We start from the raw sequence: 21268 nt of genomic DNA on the forward strand, positions 1-21268 counted from the left end.
AGGGCAATACTGCACAAAGATTGCACGTTAGATGCGTAGTCAGATGAAACAAAAAGCGCAGTGAATACTTTGTGTATTCACGAGCATTTTTATGAAATATGACGAAAAAGATGCAAGCATATGACGTGCAAAGCCGCTAGATGCTCTTTGTACGGTGTTGCCTTAGTGTCCTTATTCCAAAAGAGAAAGTTCTGTTGTGTCACCTTCATCCAGATGATTCTCTGTGAGATAGGCATCCGAGAGCTTTATCCAGTGTTCCGTCCCATCTGCATCCTGTATCAGAACACTGCACATGGGTCCCTGCCCTTCCGGCACGCCTTCGCAGCCGTAGTCGTCCTCGTCAATTTTTAGAATTCTATATTGCATATCAAACTAACTCCCCATTTGCGATCCGTTCTGCAAGGTCATTGAGGTATACCCATCTGTCCATCTTTTCGGCAAGCTGCTGTTCCAGACGATCTTTCTGTTCTGAGAGTTCCTGAAGCTTTACATAATCCGAAGAACAATTGGAAATTTCGGCTTCAGTATCTGCCAACTGTTGTTCAAGCCGGGCAATGTCATCGTCGATGGTTTCATATTCTCGCTGCTCTTTGAAAGAAAATTTCAATTTCTTCTTACCGGTAAAAACACGTTCCTTCTTTTCGGTCTGTTTCTTTGGTTTATCTTCCGTATCTACGTTTTGCAGGGCTTTCTCCACATAGTCACTATAATTGCCGTTGTATCGATTGACTGTGCCGTTGCCTTGCAATTCCCAGATCTCCGACGCCATTTTATCCAGAAAGTATCTGTCGTGGGAAATCGCAATCACAGCACCGCTGAAATGGCTGAGATAATCTTCCAGAATGGTCAGCGTGGTAATGTCCAGGTCGTTTGTCGGCTCATCAAGTAGAAGAATGTTAGGCTCCGTCATCAGTACTTTTAAGAGATACAATCTTTTTCGCTCTCCGCCGGACAGTTTTTCAATCCGATTCCACTGCAGTTCGGGCGTAAAAAGGAAACGTTCCAGCATTTGTGCTGCCGTCACAGTACCGTCTGGTGTCCGTATGCGGTCGGCGGTTTCCCGGATATAATCAATGACCCGCTGGGTCGGATCCATGCTTTCGCATTCCTGTGAGAAATAGCCGATTTTTACGGTATCTCCCATTGTAATGGTTCCGTTGTCGGGCTGGAGTTCTCCTGCAATCATGCGGATCAGCGTAGACTTCCCTGCACCGTTCTGTCCCACAATACCGATCCTGGCATCTCTTGGAAGGATATAGGAAAAGTCCCGGAGCAGGGTTTTTCCGTCAATGGATTTGGAAAGCATTTCGAGTTCGATGGTCTTTTTTCCGAGTCTGGAGGAAACAGACTGCAATTGCAGCTGTTCTTTTTCCACCAGTTTTTCCCGGTTTTCCAGCGCATGAAACCGTTCGATCCTGTCTTTGGATTTTGTGCCCCGAGCACGAACGCCTCGCCGAATCCATTCCAGTTCCTGACGATATAGCGTACGGTTTTTGCGTTCTTTCGCTTCTGCATCTGCTTCCCGCTGGGCTTTTTGCTCCAGATAGAGACTATAATTACCTTCATATTCGTAGATCTTTCCATTGTCAACTTCCACGCTCTTACGAGTGATGCTGTTCAGAAAATAGCGGTCGTGCGTAACCATAACGATAGCACCGCGGTATTTTTTCAGCTGTTCTTCCAGCAGCTGTACCGTTTCGTTGTCAATGTGGTTGGTGGGTTCGTCCAGCAGCAGTATATCGCTGGGCTGGATGAGTGCAGCGGCAATACCGGCACGTCTCTTCTCACCACCGGACAAGGTGCAGATCTCTCTGGTGTAGTCCGTGATGCCGAGCTTACCGAGAATGGATTTTGCCTCAAATTCCTTAGCTTCTTTCAAATCATCCGGCAGATGCAGCATAACTTGTTCCAGCACGCTGCCGTGGTCTTCAAATTCCGGTATCTGAGGCAGATAGGAGATCCTCACACCGTTTGTGCGGATGATTTCTCCGCTGTCGGATGTTTCTGCTCCGGCAAGAATTTTCAGAAAAGTGGATTTTCCTGTTCCATTTGTACCGATGATTCCGACCTTATCCCCTTCATTCAGAAAGAATGAAACATGATCCAGAACCTTACGTTCCATATAGGTTTTAGAGATATTCTGCGCTGTGAGTAGTATCATGGGATGCTCCTTTATCGAAACGCTTACACCGTATCGGTATATATTTTATCATGCAACAAAGGCATATCAGGTTTTCGCTCTGATATGCCTTTTAGAGTATACAACAATAAGAATAAAATGTCAAGCTCAGGAGCAGCGGAAATCAATTTCTGTTGTTTTCCAAACAACTCTTCCGCCATTCCGGTCAATTCCAGTATATCTGGTCATTTTTTCTAGGGGCAGGCTCAGGCAGTGTGCCGATTCCATAGCCCAGAATGCAGAATCCCACACCCCGGTATTCATCTGAAATATGCCACTGCTGCAAAAGTGCTTTTCCTTCTTCGCTGTCGAAGATCTGCCGCGCCCGGTGAATCCAGCAGCTGCCCAATCCCAATGCATATGCCGCATTCATCATGGCACCAATGGCAAGACTACCGTCCTCCACCCATGTCGATGCAGTGGAATCCGCCAGCACTGCCACAGCCACAGGTGCACCATAAAATGGATCGCTTTCCGTCCCCAGAATCGCTGCGTTCATTTTAGAAAGCTTGTGCAGCAGTTCCGGTTCTTGTACGACCACAAATTTTGTTGACATGCGGTTCCGTCCAGTGGGGGCATATTGTCCTGCTGTGAGAATCCTCCCCAGCTTTTCCCGTTCCACTGGTTTGGTACTGTCATAGCTGCGAACACTCCGCCGGGTGCAGAGTGCGTGCAGCACTGCATTTTTTTCGTACATGTTTCATTACCTTCTTTCCCATTTGGAGCAAAGTTCGCCCAGCTGATCTGCCATTTTTGCCAGTTCCTTATTGGAAAGCCCCCGGCTGTTTTGCACCAATGCAGTCAGCCGGTTGAGTGTCTGTGTCAGACGGTCATAGGTCATTGCGCTGCGCCGAGGCTTTTGCGCAATGGGAACAGGCTGGGCATCCAGAATGATCTTGCCCGATGCGATATCAAATTCCGCACCGCTGTAAGGTGCATAGGCATCCAGCCCATAATCCAGCCAGAGCTTATCCCGGAGCGCATCCGCAGATTCTGCTGCGCCATGGATAACGAATACCTTTTGCACACCGTGAATGGCATTGACCCAGGAAAGCAGTCCCTTCTGGTCTGCATGCCCGCTCATGCCCTGGAGTTGGACGATCTGTGCGCTCACTTGCACGGTCTCGCCGAACAATGTCACAGTTTTTGCGCCTTCCACAATACGTCTGCCCAGAGAGCCTTCTGCCTGATAGCCAACAAATAAGATCGTATTTTCCGGCTTCCAGAGATTGTGCTTGAGATGATGCTTGATGCGTCCGGCTTCGCACATGCCACTGGCAGAGAGAATGACCTTAGGACGTTTATCCGCATTGATTGCCTTGGAAGCATCGCTCGTCACTGCCGGAATCAGCCCGGAAACACCGATAGGATTTTCTCCACGCTGTACATAAGCTAGCGCTTCTTCGTCGAAGCAGCTTTCCTTGTTGCGCATAAAGATCTCTGTTGCTTCAATTGCCAGAGGACTGTCCATATAAATGGGGAAATCTCCGTATTCCGGCAGCAGATTTTCATCTTTGATCTGCTTGAAATAATAGAGCATTTCCTGCGTACGACCTACGGCAAAGGAAGGGATAATGACGCTGCCGCCTCTGGAAAAGGTATCCCGCAGCACCTGCACCAGCCCAGGCAGATATCCCTTGGGCTTTTCGTGAAGCCGGTTTCCATAGGTGGATTCCATGATCACATAATCCGCTTCCTGGGGTACCTGGGGATCGCGGATCAGCGGCTGATTGAGATTACCGATATCACCGGAAAAAACCAGTTTCTTGGTTACGCCGTTTTCCGTAAGCCAAATTTCAATGCTGGAGGAACCCAGAAGATGCCCTGCATCCACAAACCGAACCTCCATCCCCGGAAACAGCGTGAACCGTTCGTCATACCGATGGGAAACGAATAATTCCAGCGCACCCAATGCCTCTTTCATGGTATACAGCGGAACATAGGGTTCACCACCCTTGCGCATTGCCTTGCGGTTGCGCCACTCCGCCTCGAATTCCTGGATATGTGCACTATCCCGAAGCATGATCTCACAGAGGGACACTGTGGCAGCAGTCGCATGGACCTCGCCGGAAAACCCTCCGGCATAGAGCAGAGGCAAAAGACCGGAGTGGTCAATGTGGGCATGGGTCAGCAGAACATAGTCAATATTTCCCGGTGCACAGGGGATCTTGACATTTTCATAGGTATCTCTCCCCTGTTCCATGCCGAAGTCCACCAGAATACGTCTGCCGCAGACTTCCAGGTAGGTACAGCTGCCAGTGACTTCATGGGTTGCGCCAATAAAAGTCATTTTCATAGGGATCACTCCTTTCCATGGGGAATCATTTTTTACTGAAGAGCAGATATTTCCGTGCAAAGAAATTCCAGAGGAATGCCACAACGGCAGAGACCACCTTGCCCATGATCTGATATGCGCTGGTGATGTCAGCCAGGGTGCATTCAAACAGCTTTGTGATGCCTAGCGTCAGAAGCAATCCCACCACGCCAATGGCAGCAAATGCCAGAAATTCTGTCAGCCGGGACTGCATTTTCGACGTATGGAAGATCCAGAAGGTACTGAGGAAGTAGTTCGCCAGCAGACCAGCAACGAAAGAGAGTCCGTTTGCCAGAACAGCAAACCGCTGATCAAACACCAGGAAAAACAGCAGTGTTGACAATCCCCAGTCTATAATGGTCGCCCCGCCGCCCACAAAGCAATAGCGGAAAAACTGTATCAGTGTATTTTCAGTATCTCCGGCAAACAACCGCCCGAATTGCCGCTTTCGCAGAATATCAAGCAGTTCCTGAAAATTGCCGGTTTGTGATGTATTCTTTTGTTTCATAGAAGATCCTTTGCCTTATGATTCTGTCGGCAGTGAACTGATCAGATGTACCAGGAACTTCAGCAATGCAATGGAATCATCTGATCCCAGTTCACCATTGGCATTACAATCTGCATTTTTCGATGCTTTTTCACTCAGCTGTACCGCACCGGCAGCTGCTTTGTTCAGAAGAACCGCATCTGTAATATCCACTCTGCCATCCAGGTTGACATCACCGTACAGTGTACCATCAGGTACAGGTTCAGCCGTACTGCTTTCTACGGGTTTTACAGTAGTCTCTGTAGAATTTGCAGAAGAAACAGTGGTGGTTTCTGTTTGCTGAGAAACAAAGGTCTCTGTCTGGGATTCTGTTGTCTTTTCAGAAGAGCTCGTTGTCGTAGCTGTGGTGGTAGTTGTTGTAGTTGTAGTTGTAGTAGTTGTTGTTTGGGTAGCTGTCGTTGTTTCAGAAGGCGTTGTATTCTCTGGCTTTGTGCCGTCCGGTTCAATACCGCCAACCAGTACGCCGTCAGAGTAAACACAGATATAATCCGTCCGTGTCTCCGAGCCGTCCTGATAGGTATCAATACATTTGGTAATGCCCTGATAGCTCCAGTCATTGGTGGGATCCCAGGTGTCGCCATAGTAGAAACCAACGGTAAACTGATATTTTTTGTTGGAGTTTGCGATTTTATAGCCGTCCCACTTGACTTCGACATAATAAATATTCGGATCAAAACTTGCATCAAATTGATACGGTCCGGAGATAATGCCATCAGCCGGTGCTGCTTCTACACTCGCCTGGTCGTAAAGCTCTGAACCAGTCACCAGACTGATATTGGACTTGTCGCTGAGTTCCTCAATGCTGAAATAGTACCGCATGGAGAGATCTGTCTTTGGCGTTGTAGAATCAGTGCGCATCTGAATTGCCAGTTTTGTCACGCCGGCGCCGCTGGTCTGGATATCATCTACGGCATAAGCATCTACCCAGAAATCGTTTCCGCCGGAATCATTTCCAGTGTCCGATTTGGGCGGAAAATCCGGTGTGATCTCCATACTATCAGTTCCATAGTACGCATACAGACCGGCACAGGCACCGACAAATGCAGCATTATAGTCGATGGTTACCTCATTATAGATCCAATCCGCAGTGATATCGTTGTGCTGATCCTGTGCATCCGGACCACCTACCAGGGCACCATACAGTACATAGCGCTGTTCATCGGTATCCTCGCACTTTGTCAGACCAGATGCGGCACGATGGTGCGGGAATTTTGCTGCGTTTTCATTATAGCCAACCACATAAGGACGGTTCAGCGGATTGTCACCCAGAATGTACTCCATCTGACCCTTTGCCCAATCGCTGAATTTAGAAGGCTGACCGTTGTTGTTATATTTATCATACACCAATGCCATGAGCTGTGCAGCAGTGTTGTATCTTGCAGATCCCCAGGTATTCAGCCAGAAATAACCAGCCGGTGTAATGGTACCCACGCCGCCGGTCATATATTTGTCGATGGCTTCGGCAACAGAACTCCAGCAATCCATTTCCTCATAAGGGCTCTTCCCTGCTGCTTCCTTGTATTCATCAATGAAATTCGGATACTGTTCGCTGACGATCTCGCCCAGAATGCACTGTACACCGCCCCACATGTCGTTCCAGCAGTATACATAACACGGTGCTGCATAGTAGTCGTAATAGGGGAAGATTTCCTCCAGGTAATGGTGATCTCCGGTGATCTTATACATCCAGGCAGCTGCCCAGCAGTAGTCATCCTCCCACTTTGAGGATTGATAATACTGTTTCGGACCATCCGCATTATCACTGAGCTGTTTTTCGTGTGTTTCAGCGAAATTGAACAGCGCAAGTGCATAATCCAGAGACTTTTCTGCATATTCCGGATCAGTGTCCTTGAAATTCAGATAGTTGATAGCAAGTGAAGCTGCCGCAGAAGCCACATAATCGGTCTGAGGCTTTTCTTCTGTCAGGAAAAATGCCGGTCGATCCATATCATCGATCTCAGGTGCATTCCAGTAAGCATGGTCAATATCGCCGTCACCCACCTGGTAGCAGTGTGCGATCACATTGCCACTTTCATCCAGGAATGTACACTTCATCAGATAGTCGTTAAAATAACGCAGAATCGTTTCAATGTGGTCGTCCTGTCCGGTCTTGACATAGGAATCCCGAAATTCGTAATATCCCCAGCCCAGTGTTGCAGCGGAATAGTTTTCCGGCATACCGAATTTTACATGGTCACCAGCATCGTGGAAGCCGCCGGAAACGTCAATATAACCGTCTCCGTCCGGATCGAGAATATCCTTGTACTGCGTCAGAAAGCTCTCGCTCAGATTGGTGGCAGTACTGTTCATTTCCACTTGTGCATCGTAAGTATGGCAGTCGCCTCTCCAGTTGTAGCGGTCATTTTCGCTGACACCAGTACCGCACATGTTGCCGTCATAGAAATAGATGGAATATTGCAGCGCGCGTGCAAAATTCGCCTCTTCATCAGCTGCACTGACAGCTGATGGTGCAAGACTGCCGCAAATCCCCACAAGCATCGCACTGCTGACGAGAAGCGAGATCAGACGCTTTTTACCGTGATGGTTTTGTTTCATATCACATTTCCTTTCTTGATCGAGTAGATTTTGAAATTCGATTATAATCATTATAAGTCATTTTTGCGGAATTGTCAACAGTTTTTTCCTTATGAGATTATTGTTTTTTGTTAAAAGTGCAGTGAAAACAGAAAAGATGCCGCATCGAACGGCATCTTTTCAACAGTGGATAAAGTTATTTGATCATTTGGAAATGGAAGTGTGCGGTAATAGTTATTTTGTGTATTCTTCAAATAGCCAGAATGTTTCCTTTTCATTTTCCGAATACTGATCTGCCGGGTAGATACGAATACGTACCTTCATTCCATTTGGCTTATGATACGTATGTTCCGGATTCTTTCCCGCACGCAGCATCTGATCGATGTTCTGATAATTGAGAAATTCCTGCAATCCTTCTTTGTCATCAGGATGCACATGCTTCACAATGTAAATCTCCATTGCTGGCAGAAAATGATTTGCAGTTTTCTCCAGTTTTTCCGTAAAGTGCTGGGGGCAATAGATACTCCTGGTGGAATCTGTATTCAGATTAACCACATATACGCCCATGAAATAGGAGGAAATGATGCGTATGAAATTGTCTGCATCTTTTTTCTCCAGCAGGATCTTCTCCAGCTTCCGGTTCATTTCCCGTGCCTTGGAGATATTGCCTTTTTTCTGATAGTACAGCCGTTTTGCCTCATACATTTTGCATTCTGCATCGGCAACCAGATGATCCAGGTGCACTGCTGTGTGCAGCCACGATGTTCCTACAGAAATATGATAGTCCTTTTCCTGCATTTTTTCATGGAGCAACGAAAGTTTTCTTTCTACATCCTTTTCGGAGCAGTGGTGGCAGAACACCACAAATTCATCGCCGCCAATTCGATATGCATCATTGCTCCCAAAGATTTCTTTTAATGAATCACCAATGTATCGCAGCATGGCATCTCCGGCAGCATGTCCCAGATGATTGTTCAGTTCATGCAGACCGTTTGCATCTGCATAAATACAGCAGAGAGACTCATCTTTGATATTGGCATACGAGTTCAAAGCAAGCTGGTAGCTATTGCGGTTTTTCAAACCTGTTACTGCATCTATGGTGCCCATTCTCTGGATCAGCTGATAGGAATTCATATTTTGCAGTGTCAGCAGAAAGTTTCCTGCAACACATTCCAGCAAAACGCCGTCAGACCATACCTCCTGCATGTTGAGACTTGCCAGCAGAGCAATGAGCCGATTTTCTGTATCACGCACAGGAACAAGGATCATATTGTAGATGTGATGGAGTGCCAGTGCCTCTTGTTCATCTTTTGCCAGCCGGGACAAATCCTTTGGATAGAACATGAGTGTTTTACCGTCACGAAGAGATTTCCACATTCTCGGCGGTGCATCGCGCAGCAGCAAACCTTTGAGATCCTCCTCCGACATAGCGCCATTTTCACCGTGCCAGGAATAAAGCGCTGTTTCTCCCTCGTTCCGGATAACCGTCAGAATGACTGCTTCTGCAGTGAGCATACTCCCGACAATATGAAGTGCATTCGGTATCAATTCCGGTTTTTTTGGCGCATCGTACAGTGCCTGCTGAACATTATACATGTACAGAGACTGTGACAGCTGACGTTCTTTTTGCATCGCTTCCTTGCGATTCCGGAGAAGCGTCCAGATGAAATACAGCAGAAACGCTACAATATAAATAGCTGCCAGAATATAAATGACGTAACGAATCTTTCTGGCGTTGGAAAATACTACGCTTTCTGGTACGGTTACCTGTACCATCCACCGATTGATGCCAGCAGGACTATAACGAGTGTAGAGGTATTCATCGTATGTATTTGAGCGAAATGCAAAATATCCTGCTTTTCCCTGGGTAATATGATTTTTCATGTCCTCAAAATCATATCCCTGTCTGACTTCCTGGATGTTCATTTCAGGATCGTTGATATTTCCAAGAGAATCATGCAGTGTATCCAGAAGGAAGTCCCCGGTTTCTCCATCAATAATATAAAGATCACATTGCCCTTCAAAAGCGTTGATAGTAAACTGGTTTGCAAAGGTATCCAGATCTACAAAACCATAGAGAATCCCACTGAGAATGCCGTCCTGGACAACAGGAACTGTCATATAGAGATATTTTTCGTCTGGCTCACTGGAACGGGTACATATCCCAGAAACATAAGGCGTCTTTATCGATTCTTTCCGGAAGTCAAGATCCAAACCCATATCTTTCTGGTCGGTACACCGTACGGACTGATCTGGCAAAAGAATCGCCAGGGCTGCAAAACTACTCTGACACTGAAAAGCCTCTAAGTGTTCCATAGCTACTGTTCCAGTGATATTGTCATGGGTTACCAGAATGCTCGACAAAATCTCCAATTCTTCCTCGTTATTGCGAATCTCACTTCGGATGTCAGACGAAAGCTGATTCGCCGTGTCATTTAGGGTGCGGTAACAGGACTTTGTGGCAATTTGGTTGACTTGAAGCGTGGCAGCAACAAAACAAATCGCAAGAATCAGAGCAATCACTAAAACTGTAATAATATTCCATTTTATAGAATGCTTTTTCTTCATGCTGTCACACTCCCCGAAAATATACTTTTTCTTATTTTAACATATATCGCCTCATTTTTCAATACTTTTCTCAAATATTTCTATTTTCCATATATAACAGTAGAAAAAATTATGCAAAATCACGAAAGAAGTGGTTTTCCTTTAAGGTTCCGAAAACAATTACAGTTTTATCTTGCCTTTTGTTTGAGGGTATCCACAAATTGCGAAAAATGCAGTTTTCCATTTTTATCCCGTTTGAAAACACCGGCATCCAGAAGGACTTCTTCAAAAACGACACCAATTTCTTGCCGAACAATTACACCGGCAGTCTGTTTATTTGCATCTGGATAGCGTTCTTTCAGCGCTGCGATCCATTCTGCATGACAGGCGATAGGATCGTCTTTCTGAAACTGCATATCCGTATAAAGTGCCTTTTCCAAAAGGGGCAGCTCTGCGGCAAGCCGTGCCGGAAGAACTGCAAGTCCCATGACTTCGATCAGTCCGATGTTCTCCTTTTTGATATGGTGCAGGGAGGGATTCGGATGGAATACACCCAGTGGTCTATCTGCTGTAGTCAAATTATTCCGCAGCACAAGGTCGCATTCATATAATCTGCCGCGCATTCTGGCAATGGGCGTGATAGTATTATGGGGCGTGCCATCGGTTTCAGCGAAGATTCCTGCTTCGGGATCACTGTATTGCCGCCAAGCCGTCAGGATATGGTCGCACGCCCCAGCCAATGCAGTGCGGTTTTCACTTTGCAGACGGATGACAGACATAGGCCATTTTACGATGCCGGCTTGTACTTCCGGAAAAATTGGCAGCAGAAAAGACGTTTCCACTGGTGCCTTCTCCATGGGAAAGGTGTAATGTCCGCCCTGGAAGTGCTCATGGCTGAGGATAGAACCACCCACAATGGGGAGATCCGCATTGGAACCGATAAAATAATGGGGCAGAAAATCCAGAACATCAAAAAGTTTTTCAAACACTGCTGCATCGATTTTCATGGGAATGTGTTTCTGATTGAATACGATGCAGTGCTCATTATAATAGCCGTAAGGAGAATATTGCAGCGCCCAGGCTTCACCGTTCACCTGAATGGGAATCGGGCGGAGATTTTGTCTTGCCGGATGGGTCTGTGTGCCGGCAAAACCTGTGTTTTCCAGGCATAGCTGACACGCCGGGTATGCTGTTTTCGGCTGGTTTCTTGCAGCGGCAATATCCCGCGGATCTTTTTCCGGCTTGGAACGGTTGATGGTGATATCCAGTGTACCATATTCACTTGCATATGTCCAGCGGATATCTCTGGAGATTCTGCCGGCACGGACATAGTTTGTGTCCTGGCTGTACTTGTAATACCAGTCTGTGGCAGCTTCGGGACTATTCTGATAAGCCGAGGAAAACCGACGGATGACTTCGTGAGGCATCGCTGTAAAAAGTCCCATGATTCTGGTATCAAACAAATCCTTTGCAGCATTGGTTTCAGCGATAATGCCCTGCTCACAGGCAAAAGCAACCAGTTCGTCCAGGATCTCATCCAATGAACGGCTGACCACAGTTTCGGGCGCTTCTTCCCATGCGGAAAGTTGAAGCAGATCCATGAGCTGATTGCGCATATAGATACTGTCATCCGGAGTCAGAAGTTCCTTTTGGATGCCATATTCGATCAGTTCCTGTATTGTTTTACAAATCATGTGCATTCCTCCCCGATTCCAAGGAACCGCTGATGAAATCCCACCTTACAGATACGCATCTTGTGCACCAGATTTCATCAAGGATTCCCCAGTTTTTTCATTATGCAAACTGAATTTCTTTCACAGCGATCTCACCGGTGCCGGAATAGATCAGATAAAGCGGGTGTACACCATCGCTTATATTCAGCGGTGCTGTGCTTGTCGTCCATGTTTCTGAGGGTGTTACCGGAATCTCAGCAACAACATTGCCACCCACGGCATCATAGGCAGTCAGTGTGCCAGTACCGGTGCCTTTCAGTTGTACGCCAAGGCTTTTTGCGCCCATAAAGCTGAAATACTTATATCCCAGCATAGTACCCGACTGAATCTCTGCAATAAACCGATCCTCGCCGCAGTGAGTGACATTCGGGAAACTGTCCGTATAGATTTTGTTTGCGCCGTGGGGCATGTGACCATTGGTGATATTGCAGGCAATGACTGCGGGATAGATTCCCTCTGCCTTGAGTGGTCCATCATTTAAGCCGCAAGAGGTGATCTCTACCTGTACAATAGAGCCGTCCGACTGGATGGTGATCTTTTCGGCACATGCCTGCCGACTATAGTCGGATTTATGGGTCAGGCGGTGGTAGAATACATACCATTGCCCATTGATATTTTCAATGCTGCCATGGGTTGTTCCTGTCATATTCAGGCGATCTTTTTCTGCTCTTCCCTCATATCCTACATCACCGTTAGAGACAATGGTACCGCCGAAAGTGAAATCACGGTCAGGATATTTACTAGTGGCATAGCACAGTTCATGATTTTTCCAGGAAGAATAGATGAAATAATAGATATCCCCTACCTTGCGGATGGAGCTTGCCTCAAAGAACGGATGTTCTTCAAAGCTTGTTCCCTTGGTTTGATACGGAATAATATGCTTCGGTGCTTCCCGGACGGTGAGCATGTCGTCTTCCACAACTACCATGCATGGTCCCATGACGCTTTCCGGCGTATTCAGGATCTCTTCCCGGGTTTTGTGAAACTGCTTTACCTCGTCCTGGATCAGCGCTTCGTTGGTGCGGAAATCCGGAGTTTCCTCGTGAGGAAACTGTGTACCGTAGTAGATGCGGATCGTACCGTTATCGTTGATGACACCGGGATCAAAGCAGATATATTTCAGCATAGGACTGCCGTCAGGCCAGCGGACAAATCCAAGATACCGATATGCGCCTGCCGGTGTATCGCTGACTGCTACGCTGATAGGACCATAATAGCCGCCGACGCCGTCTCTGCCGGACATGCAATAATAAAGGTAGTATCTGCCGTCATTTCCTCTGACAACATCTGGCGCATACATATATTTCCGCGCAGTGGGGTATGCCGGATCCTGGTCTGCACGGTAAATGGTTCCCTCACATCGCCAATCGGAAAGATCATCGATGGGTGCCGAATAAACGGTATAATCCTGCATGCAGAACGTTTCGCCGCCCTCTTTATCATGAGAGCCGTAGAGATATACCCGGTCACCAAATACATGAGGTTCACCGTCGGGGATACATTCATAAATCGGAAGAAATGGATTGTAAACCTGCTTTTTCATGGCTGTCAAGTCCTTTCAGTTTGAATATCTACATCGTATATGCATGAACATATGGATGATAAGACTATTATAATAATTTCACTTCCCTGTGTCAATAGATTTTTTGTGCTGTTTCTATGCTGATTTGTAAAATGAATTCTGAGGGGCTTATCGAATATTGCTGCTGAGACAAGTCCTTTTAAGGCAATACCGCACAAAGATTGTGCGTCAGATGCGCCGTCAGATTTTTCGTCAGATGAAACAAAAAGCGCAGTGAATACTTTGTGTATTCACGAGCATTTTTGTGAAATATGACGCAAAATATGCAAGCATATGACGTGCAAAGCCGTCAGGCGCTCTTTGTGCGGTGTTGCCTTAAATATATATCGATAATAAATATCATTTTATATTTTACATTGATATGAGAAAAATTCTGAAAATCGCTTGACTTTTTTTTGAAGATGTGGTATACTAAACGCATGTGCTATGAAAAGCCGCCGTGGCGGAATAGGCAGACGCAGTGGACTTAAAATCCACCAATCATTGCGATTGTACCGGTTCAAGTCCGGTCGGCGGCACCAATAACAAGGCTGCTGTACTTCTATGTAAGTGCAGCAGCCCTTTTTTATTCGATTTTATCACATTTTTCAACTAAGGCAACACCGCACAAAGAGTGCCTGTCGGCTTTGCGCGGTATTGTCCTAAGATGCAATAATGCCACACGCAATTTTTTCACCAGAATTTCCAGATGGCTGGGTGTGATAATCATCGGAATGTGCATGCAGGATCACAGTATGACCGCATACCTGTGACGGACGAAACCGATCCGTATATACCGCACTCCATGCATAACCATTATTGCTCAGCAGTGCAGGCAAATCGCCTGTATGAAACGGGTGGGGCATGTCATGCAGATCCAGATGCGTTCCTGCATTGGCAAAAGGATCTTTTGTATTTCCGCTGCATATACGTCCCATATGGATGTGCATGGCGAAAAAGCCGTTTTTCGCAGGAAGTCCATTGATCTCTGAAAAAATGACCGTACCTTGGCATACATCGAAAAAAAGGACTGTTCCGCAGATTTCTGGATAGAGATCAGATCCATGCAGTATTGCAGTACAACAAGGATCGCGGAGCAGAAGACGTTTTGGAATCGAAAACATATGATCACCTACTACTCAGTTGTTCAAGGCGTACTGATGAAATTTCTCCTGTCAGCACATTCTGATTGTAAGACAACACCGCACAAAGAGCGCCCGACGACATTATCCGGTGTTTCCATAAAAAATATGCAATTCTAAGAAAAAATATGCCGATTGTAATTGAGCTCACCCTGACTTTAAAATGGCTGCATCAATTCTGTTCGGAATTTCAAGTCCCGAAATTGTTTTGGCGTAATACCAACTTTTTTGGAAAACACCTGTATGAAATGGCTCTGAGAAGAAAAAGAAAACAAATTTGCAATTTCTGCAAAGCTACGGTCAGAAAATTGCAACAATTGTTTTGCTGCTAGTATTTTCTGATCCAAAATATAACTATGCAGCGTGCACCCCATTTGTTCTCGGAACAGGCGGCTCAGATAACTCGGGTGTAGACGAACTACCTTAGCAAGCGTTTCGACTGTGACTTTTTCATGCAGGTGACTGTAAATATAGTTCAGGCAAATGGTGATCGGCTTTGAATAGGCTGTTCCGCTGCGGATATGGCGCATTCGTTTCGTAAAATCCAGACATGCTGTATCATGCAGTTCTTCTATCATATCTTCCGTGACTGCCTCATCAATTTTGTGAATATAAAAGTCACTGATACGGTATGCCTGTTCCCCCGGCATGCCGCCTTCAATACAAAATCGTGTAACCATTGCCAACATAATGATACAATGGTATCGAAAGTTCTGTACCATATCGAAAGAAAGAACGGTTTCCTTTGCAATACGCCAATATTGTCTGCTTTTTAAATTCCGAGTTACACCATCCATATCCCCCTGCTGTACCATATTGTAAAAAACGAATTCTGTTTCCGGTGGTTCGTGCTGCTGCACATGCTCCTGCCGTTCCTGTTCTTCTTTTAACCATTCCAGTTCCAGTGTCATTTGCTATTCTCCCTTCTTTCGTTAGGACAATACCGCACAAAGATTGCGCGTCAGGTGCGCCGTCAGATTTTTCGTCAGATGAAACAAAAAGCGCAGTGAATACTTTGTGTATTCACGAGCATTTTTGTGAAATATGACGCAAAATATGCAAGCATATGACGTGCAAAGCCGTCAGGCGCTCTTTGTGCGGTGTTGCCTTAGATTTTTTCGAAAAGGTATGCTGATACCCTTGCAAAAACGGATCCGCATATTTTTCACAGTTCATCACAAAAAGACGAATTTTTGTCAACAGATATTATATCATATTTTTGATATAAAAGCAAGTTTTTTGATATCATTTTTTTTGTTTTCCACGTAAAATAGAACTGATTATATTCCCTATTCTGAATCAAACAAACCTTTGAAAAGGCACTAAATGATTCGCAGGAGGTTTTATACATGCGTATTTGGGAAGGATACCAGCACGGTATCAATTTCGGCGGATGGTTTTCACAGCAGGAACACAGCGACCGTCACTATCAGATTTTTATTTCAGAATCGGATTTTGCCACAGTGGCAAGCTGGGGATTAGATCATGTACGAATCCCGGTCGATTTCGAACTAGTAGAATCGGAAGGCGGCATACGAAAAGAAGAGGGATTTTCCTGGATCGAACGCTGTCTGAAATGGTGCGAGAAGTATCATCTTCATATGATACTGGATCTGCACAAAACGCCGGGATACTCATTTGATGATCAATCAAATGCAGGGGAATTTTTCAAAAATCTGGCATTGCAGGCACGTTTTATGTCCCTTTGGCAGGAATTTGCACGCCGATTTGGAAAGTATCATAAAATTCTTGCATTTGAATTGCTGAATGAAGTGGTAGACAGCAGCATTGCAGAACAATGGAACAAGATCGCAGCAAATACAGTGGCTGCCATTCGTTCCATTGCACCCGAAATTCCGATTTTGATCGGAGGAATTCACCATAATGGTGCTGATGGTGTCCCCCTTCTGGATCCCCCGGCAGATGATCATATTGTGTATAATTTTCATTGCTTTGAGCCGATCGTCTTTACGCACCAGACTGCATTCTGGGCAAAGGGAATGCGGCAGGATTTTCATATTGCCTATCCGGATTCCTTAGATACTTATCGTAAGTGTTCAGCTGCTTTTAACAAAGAATATACCGATCCCCTTGTAAAAGAAGGCGTGACAGACGTTGAGGCTTCACTCTTTGAAGCGAATTTTGCCGCAGCTATCAGTTGTGCAGAAAAATACAATGTACCTCTATATTGCGGTGAATATGGCGTCATTCATCAGGCAGATATTGAAAGCACGCTGCGCTGGTTCCAGGTCATATCCTCTGTATTTGAGCGGCATCATATCGGGCGTGCTGTCTGGACGTATAAAAAAATGGATTTCGGTTTAACGGATTCTCATATGCTGCCGATCCTGCGCCAGATCATTCCACTTTTGTGATTATATCATTCCCCGGCAGTTTCGCCGCCATATCCAAAAAGAAAAAGCTGTTGCAGACAGTCAAAATCCAAACACAGAACCGTCTCTGTTCCGACTCGTTCTTTGGATTTTGCTGTATTTGCAGCAGCTTTTTATATATAGGATTATCTATTTCGAGAATTGTTATTATAGATTCCAGTCATCCCGGTGCATCGGAGTCTTGTCAGCGCCAAGTTGGATCAGATTTTCCTGGATACTGCGCTGATCGGCTTTTCCAATCAGAGCCTCTCGTGATTTTTTGAACTTTGCGACATCCACATGACGGCTCGGACCGCCAACACAGCCGCCATCGCACGCCATTCCTTCAATAAAGTCTGCGGAAAACCGTCCCATTTTCAACATCAGCAAAGCACGCTTGCAGGCATCTGTGCCATTGCAGCGTTCCACTTGTACTTCGTTTGTAACGCCTTGTTCTTTCATACCTTCCAGCACAGCTGCAGTTACGCCGCCGCTGTTGCCAAACCATTTTCCAAAAGTACTTGCTTCCTGGCGCGTTTCTGCACTTTCCTTGATGGTGACGCCACGCGCACGGATGATGGCACGGATCTCACCGAATGTCATGGCATAGTCGGCGTTGCCCGGCACTTTCTGATCCATAACCTCGCTTTTTTTTGCGATGCATGGTCCGATGAACACAGTTATTGCTTCGGGATCCCGTGATTTGATCCAGCGGGACACACCACACATAGGCGAAACTGTTGTTGAAATATTCTCTTCCAGATCCGGATAATGCAGACGAATCAGATTGACAAATCCAGGGCAGCAGGATGTAGTACACTTTTTCCCTTCCTTATATGCCTCTGCCCACTCAGCAGCTTCTGCATAGGCTGTCATATCGCCGCCCAGTCCCACTTCAATCATATCCATAAAGCCGACTTCTTTCAGCGCATTTCGCCAGCTTTCAAAAGTGATGCCTTCCCCGAACTGTCCTTCGGCAGACGGTGCAATCATTGCATAGACGTGCTTCTTGTCGACAATTGCCTGGCAAACATCTACCACACAAGATTTTGAGCTGATCGCGCCAAAGGGACAACTGTGGATGCACTTGCCGCATTGAATACATTTTTTCTCATCAATATAACAGATGCCATTTTCATCAGTAGAAATTGCGCCGACGGGACAACTGCGGCGGCAGGGACGGATCAGATCGGCAATTGCATTATATGGGCATGCCGCCGCGCACTTTCCGCACTCCCGACATTTCTGGGGATCAATATGTGCACGGGAACGTCCGATATCGATTGCATCGAAATTACAAGACTGCTGACAAGCCTTTCCCATACATTTCTGGCAGTTATCCGTGACTACATATCGGGAGATCGGACAATCTTCACATGCCGCCTGCACAACCTGTACCACCAATTCATTATGGGCGCCCTGGGGTGCCTTTCCTTCTGCAAGGCGGATCCGCTGGCGTACAATTTCACGTTCTTTATATACGCAGCAGCGATATTTTGCTTTTGGTCCGGGCATCATCCGATACGGCAGCGCATCTTTTTCTTCCTCAAATTTTCCGGCAAATACCAGTTTTGCTACCTCGCATAAAATATCGTGCTTGATTTGAATAATCGTTCCGTCGTTCGTAACCATAATAACCTCCAGTCAGTCCTGTGCATCTGTAATCCAGTCTCAGCGCAAGTTATCACGACAGCTGCATAGAATCAAAATGTTCTCTTCTATTATATCATGATTTCGGTGGTTTGTAAAGCCCATGTTTCTGCATCATTTCACATAGCATTCTTCGTACAGAAGAACAAGTACTGTGTACCAATTCTCTTCTGATTCTGTACAAAGTTTTCCATGATATTTCCCCACGATTTCGCTTACGCTCTTTAAGCCGATACCATGGTTTTCAGTATCTGTTTTTCTTGTTGCGTGATGCTTTGGAAGCACGCCGTCAAACCGGTTTCCCACACTAATGCGAATGATTCCTTTTTCCGCTTTCATTTTCAACTGGATCAGCCGATCCTCGGGCAGGAGCCGATTGGATGCCTCCACAGCGTTATCCAGCAGATTTCCAAGAATAACGTTCAAATCAAAAACCGGGAATGAAAATGTCCCCGGCAGTTCCACCTGAATTTCCAGTTTTGCGCCAGACTGCCGAAGGGGCGTCAGCTTGTAATTCAAAATACTGTTTACTGCTTCATTTTCCGTGTAGGAGACCCAATCTGCATTTTCTAAAAACGATTCTGAAGTTTGCAGATATTCCTGGAGTTGCTCTAAATCACCTGTTTCCAGGAGACGCTGCATCTGGAACAGGTGATTCTTCATATCATGGCGCAGACATCGCAGCCGCATTTGTGACTGCTGAACCACTTCCAACTGCGCCTGATAAGCCTGATTTTGCTTCTGGATTAGTTCAGCTGTGTGATGCTCCTCCATCATACGCATCAGCAGATCGTACAGAGAAAAAACGCTGACATTGATCAGCAGGAGAATGATGGCGGAAAGCAGAGACTGCCAAGACAGTGTACGTGCCACAAAGTGTGCAACAACAATACAGCCGAGAGGTACGAAAACAGTTGTCAGAATATAGAACATCTTCAGTTTTGGTGTGGTGACACTATGGAACAGCTGAAAGTGCAGGATGATCCGGGCAAATACCAGCAAGAGCAAGGAAGATACAAAACCACTGGTAAAGAAAATTGGCGGCGTGTCCATCCACACTGTGGCTGTGGTGCAGACAATGTCAGCAATCATACTTAAGATATAGATGGACACTGTCCCAAGAACCCGTTGCATCCATGTAGTACGATAAAGCAGTGTGATGCAGAAAAATGGGATCAGATTGCTGAGAATATTCAGAATGCCATTATGAAACAAAAGATAGATGCCGCTGTTCAGCAGATAATATCCCAGATAACAGAATAATTCAGCCCACATGAGACGGCGTTCTTTATGAAAAAACATACTGGCGCATTGATATACCGCATAAATATGAAATAAATTTGAAAAAAGATAAAAGAAAAGTTCCATTTGATTTAATTCCTCATAAGCCAGTCATCTACTACAGACTGCTGCGTGCGGCTGATCGGCAGAACTTCATGTTCTGGACCGCACAGATAAACGGAATTTGTTGTATATCTCTCGATATAATCCGGATTCACCAAATACGATTTATGAATGTTCAGAAAGGATTCGAAACATTTTTGCTGTCTGACATCAGAGAGTTTCCCATAAAACGAAGCACGCCCGTCAACCATTTTTACAACGATCTGCCTGCCGCAGCTGTTCAGATACTGAATCCGGGACACCGGAACACGCATCAGTGTTTTTCGGCAGGTGAATTCAAATAGACGGTGCGTCATGTTGCGGTATTGGATCGCCTTTTGCATCGTATCTGAAATTTCCTCCAGAGAAGCAGGCTTTTTGATGAAACCGGCTGGGCGGATATTTGAAATCGTAGCAGCTGCACAATGATCATAAGATGTGACAAAGATGATATCCACATCCTTTAAGCCCACTATTCTCCGCAAACGGATCCCCAATGTAATCCCATTCATCTGTTCATCGCCGTCCTGAAAACGATTCTGAAAAAAATCAGGCATTTTTCCGCAGCCGGAAAAGTCAATGTCCAGAAACAGAAAATCATAGTGCACACCATTCAGACAGGCTTGATATAAGGATTCACAATCCGTATAAATGTCCGGCGGATCCATATCCACGTCTTTCTGTGTGCTGTAAATCAAAAGATATTCCCGTATCCTCTGACACATTGACGCATCATCATCTGCAATTGCTATTCTCATAAAAACCATCTCCTACAATTTTTACAACAATACCGCCCCAATGTTGTTCTTAAGGCAACACCGTACAAAGAACGCCTGACGGCTCTGCGCATCATCTGTCTGCTGATTTTTTCCACATGTCGAAAAGTACTGGTGCATACAAAAATACACACTCCGTTCTTTGTTTTTATGGCGAAAAATCTGACGAAGTCTACGCTCGTAGAGTACATCTGACACAATCTCTGTACGGTATTGCCTGAAATGAATGAATCTCTCCTATTGTCCATTTATAGAATTCTGAGAATCGATCAAAACGATCAATTTTATCTAAACAATTATATCACGTTTCGACACCTTTTGCAAGATGTTCCTTTTTATTTTTTTGAGAAATTTCATAATCGTTCGACAAAATTCGACAAATCACAAAAATATATTCAGTTACCGGAAGATTCCTTTGAAATTCTTGACATTACACGACAGATTTGGTATAATCAAGAGAACTTGTTTCCTTAAGGCAACACCGCACAAAGAGCGCCTGTCGGCTTTGCACGTCATATGCTTGCATATT

Annotated in this window: 16 protein-coding genes and 1 tRNA gene; 2 read left to right on the top strand and 15 right to left on the bottom strand. The window is 45.6% G+C overall.

Annotation, left to right across the window (positions count from 1 at the left end):
• Positions 1-171 precede the first annotated feature (171 nt).
• The 10 genes from Q0418_RS05425 to Q0418_RS05470 all read right to left on the bottom strand — a co-directional run bounded on the left by Q0418_RS05425 (position 172) and on the right by Q0418_RS05470 (position 13398).
• On the bottom strand, positions 172-366 hold the full coding sequence (locus Q0418_RS05425; RefSeq protein WP_298482966.1) for a hypothetical protein: 195 nt from the start codon (positions 364-366) through the stop codon (positions 172-174).
• Between the two features lies 1 nt (position 367).
• Positions 368-2161, bottom strand: a complete 1794-nt coding sequence (locus Q0418_RS05430; protein WP_298482968.1) for an ABC-F family ATP-binding cassette domain-containing protein — start codon at positions 2159-2161, stop codon at positions 368-370.
• A 23-nt stretch (positions 2162-2184) separates the two neighbouring features.
• On the bottom strand, positions 2185-2340 hold the full coding sequence (locus tag Q0418_RS05435) for a hypothetical protein (protein ID WP_298482970.1): 156 nt from the start codon (positions 2338-2340) through the stop codon (positions 2185-2187).
• Between the two features lie 5 nt (positions 2341-2345).
• On the bottom strand, positions 2346-2876 hold the full coding sequence (locus Q0418_RS05440) for a nitroreductase family protein (RefSeq protein WP_298482972.1): 531 nt from the start codon (positions 2874-2876) through the stop codon (positions 2346-2348).
• Positions 2877-2882: 6 nt separating this feature from the next.
• Entirely contained in the window at positions 2883-4475 is a 1593-nt protein-coding gene (locus tag Q0418_RS05445; protein WP_298482974.1) for an MBL fold metallo-hydrolase RNA specificity domain-containing protein, read from the bottom strand.
• Between the two features lie 25 nt (positions 4476-4500).
• Positions 4501-5001, bottom strand: coding sequence for a GtrA family protein (locus Q0418_RS05450; protein WP_298482976.1), 501 nt, complete (start codon positions 4999-5001; stop codon positions 4501-4503).
• 15 nt (positions 5002-5016) lie between these two features.
• Positions 5017-7596, bottom strand: a complete 2580-nt coding sequence (locus Q0418_RS05455; protein ID WP_298482977.1) for a glycoside hydrolase family 9 protein — start codon at positions 7594-7596, stop codon at positions 5017-5019.
• Positions 7597-7809: 213 nt separating this feature from the next.
• On the bottom strand, positions 7810-10143 hold the full coding sequence (locus Q0418_RS05460; protein ID WP_298482979.1) for a sensor domain-containing diguanylate cyclase: 2334 nt from the start codon (positions 10141-10143) through the stop codon (positions 7810-7812).
• A gap of 167 nt (positions 10144-10310) precedes the next feature.
• On the bottom strand, positions 10311-11816 hold the full coding sequence (locus tag Q0418_RS05465) for a UDP-glucose--hexose-1-phosphate uridylyltransferase (protein WP_298482981.1): 1506 nt from the start codon (positions 11814-11816) through the stop codon (positions 10311-10313).
• Positions 11817-11916: 100 nt separating this feature from the next.
• Positions 11917-13398 carry a family 43 glycosylhydrolase gene (locus Q0418_RS05470; protein ID WP_298482983.1) on the bottom strand — a complete coding sequence of 494 codons (1482 nt, stop codon included), beginning with the start codon at positions 13396-13398 and terminating at the stop codon, positions 11917-11919.
• A 472-nt stretch (positions 13399-13870) separates the two neighbouring features.
• On the opposite strand from Q0418_RS05470, the gene Q0418_RS05475 reads away from it, so the two are divergent.
• Positions 13871-13958: transfer RNA gene (locus Q0418_RS05475), tRNA-Leu, on the top strand.
• Positions 13959-14078: 120 nt separating this feature from the next.
• On the opposite strand, the gene Q0418_RS05480 is transcribed toward Q0418_RS05475, so the two are convergent.
• Positions 14079-14540: a superoxide dismutase family protein gene (locus tag Q0418_RS05480; protein WP_298482985.1), complete on the bottom strand. Its 462-nt coding sequence runs from the start codon at positions 14538-14540 to the stop codon at positions 14079-14081.
• A 176-nt stretch (positions 14541-14716) separates the two neighbouring features.
• Positions 14717-15469, bottom strand: coding sequence for an AraC family transcriptional regulator (locus Q0418_RS05485; protein ID WP_298482987.1), 753 nt, complete (start codon positions 15467-15469; stop codon positions 14717-14719).
• Between the two features lie 438 nt (positions 15470-15907).
• Between Q0418_RS05485 and Q0418_RS05490 the strand changes: the two genes are divergently transcribed.
• Complete coding sequence (locus Q0418_RS05490; protein ID WP_298482989.1) at positions 15908-16933, top strand: glycoside hydrolase family 5 protein; 1026 nt, start codon at positions 15908-15910, stop codon at positions 16931-16933.
• Positions 16934-17098: 165 nt separating this feature from the next.
• On the opposite strand, the gene Q0418_RS05495 is transcribed toward Q0418_RS05490, so the two are convergent.
• From Q0418_RS05495 to Q0418_RS05505, 3 genes are all read right to left on the bottom strand, one after another.
• Positions 17099-18562: a 4Fe-4S dicluster domain-containing protein gene (locus Q0418_RS05495; protein WP_298482991.1), complete on the bottom strand. Its 1464-nt coding sequence runs from the start codon at positions 18560-18562 to the stop codon at positions 17099-17101.
• 132 nt (positions 18563-18694) lie between these two features.
• On the bottom strand, positions 18695-19855 hold the full coding sequence (locus tag Q0418_RS05500) for a sensor histidine kinase (protein ID WP_298482992.1): 1161 nt from the start codon (positions 19853-19855) through the stop codon (positions 18695-18697).
• 98 nt (positions 19856-19953) lie between these two features.
• Positions 19954-20721: a LytTR family DNA-binding domain-containing protein gene (locus tag Q0418_RS05505; protein WP_298482995.1), complete on the bottom strand. Its 768-nt coding sequence runs from the start codon at positions 20719-20721 to the stop codon at positions 19954-19956.
• Positions 20722-21268 lie beyond the last annotated feature (547 nt).

Origin of the sequence: uncultured Ruminococcus sp., assembly GCF_937915125.1 — a bacterium.
GTDB lineage: Bacteria > Bacillota > Clostridia > Oscillospirales > Ruminococcaceae > Ruminococcus_C.

Excerpts from the sequence above, each read along its gene's own strand:
- Q0418_RS05505 (WP_298482995.1), bottom strand. The coding sequence starts at position 20,721 with ATGAGAATAGCAATTGCAGATGATGATGCGTCAATGTGTCAGAGGATA.
- Q0418_RS05455 (WP_298482977.1), bottom strand. The coding sequence starts at position 7,596 with ATGAAACAAAACCATCACGGTAAAAAGCGTCTGATCTCGCTTCTCGTC.
- Q0418_RS05485 (WP_298482987.1), bottom strand. The coding sequence starts at position 15,469 with ATGACACTGGAACTGGAATGGTTAAAAGAAGAACAGGAACGGCAGGAG.
- Q0418_RS05445 (WP_298482974.1), bottom strand. The coding sequence starts at position 4,475 with ATGAAAATGACTTTTATTGGCGCAACCCATGAAGTCACTGGCAGCTGT.
- Q0418_RS05440 (WP_298482972.1), bottom strand. The coding sequence starts at position 2,876 with ATGTACGAAAAAAATGCAGTGCTGCACGCACTCTGCACCCGGCGGAGT.
- Q0418_RS05465 (WP_298482981.1), bottom strand. The coding sequence starts at position 11,816 with ATGATTTGTAAAACAATACAGGAACTGATCGAATATGGCATCCAAAAG.
- Q0418_RS05470 (WP_298482983.1), bottom strand. The coding sequence starts at position 13,398 with ATGAAAAAGCAGGTTTACAATCCATTTCTTCCGATTTATGAATGTATC.
- Q0418_RS05490 (WP_298482989.1), top strand. The coding sequence starts at position 15,908 with ATGCGTATTTGGGAAGGATACCAGCACGGTATCAATTTCGGCGGATGG.
- Q0418_RS05495 (WP_298482991.1), bottom strand. The coding sequence starts at position 18,562 with ATGGTTACGAACGACGGAACGATTATTCAAATCAAGCACGATATTTTA.
- Q0418_RS05435 (WP_298482970.1), bottom strand. The coding sequence starts at position 2,340 with ATGGCGGAAGAGTTGTTTGGAAAACAACAGAAATTGATTTCCGCTGCT.
- Q0418_RS05480 (WP_298482985.1), bottom strand. The coding sequence starts at position 14,540 with ATGTTTTCGATTCCAAAACGTCTTCTGCTCCGCGATCCTTGTTGTACT.
- Q0418_RS05425 (WP_298482966.1), bottom strand. The coding sequence starts at position 366 with ATGCAATATAGAATTCTAAAAATTGACGAGGACGACTACGGCTGCGAA.
- Q0418_RS05460 (WP_298482979.1), bottom strand. The coding sequence starts at position 10,143 with ATGAAGAAAAAGCATTCTATAAAATGGAATATTATTACAGTTTTAGTG.
- Q0418_RS05430 (WP_298482968.1), bottom strand. The coding sequence starts at position 2,161 with ATGATACTACTCACAGCGCAGAATATCTCTAAAACCTATATGGAACGT.
- Q0418_RS05450 (WP_298482976.1), bottom strand. The coding sequence starts at position 5,001 with ATGAAACAAAAGAATACATCACAAACCGGCAATTTTCAGGAACTGCTT.
- Q0418_RS05500 (WP_298482992.1), bottom strand. The coding sequence starts at position 19,855 with ATGTGGGCTGAATTATTCTGTTATCTGGGATATTATCTGCTGAACAGC.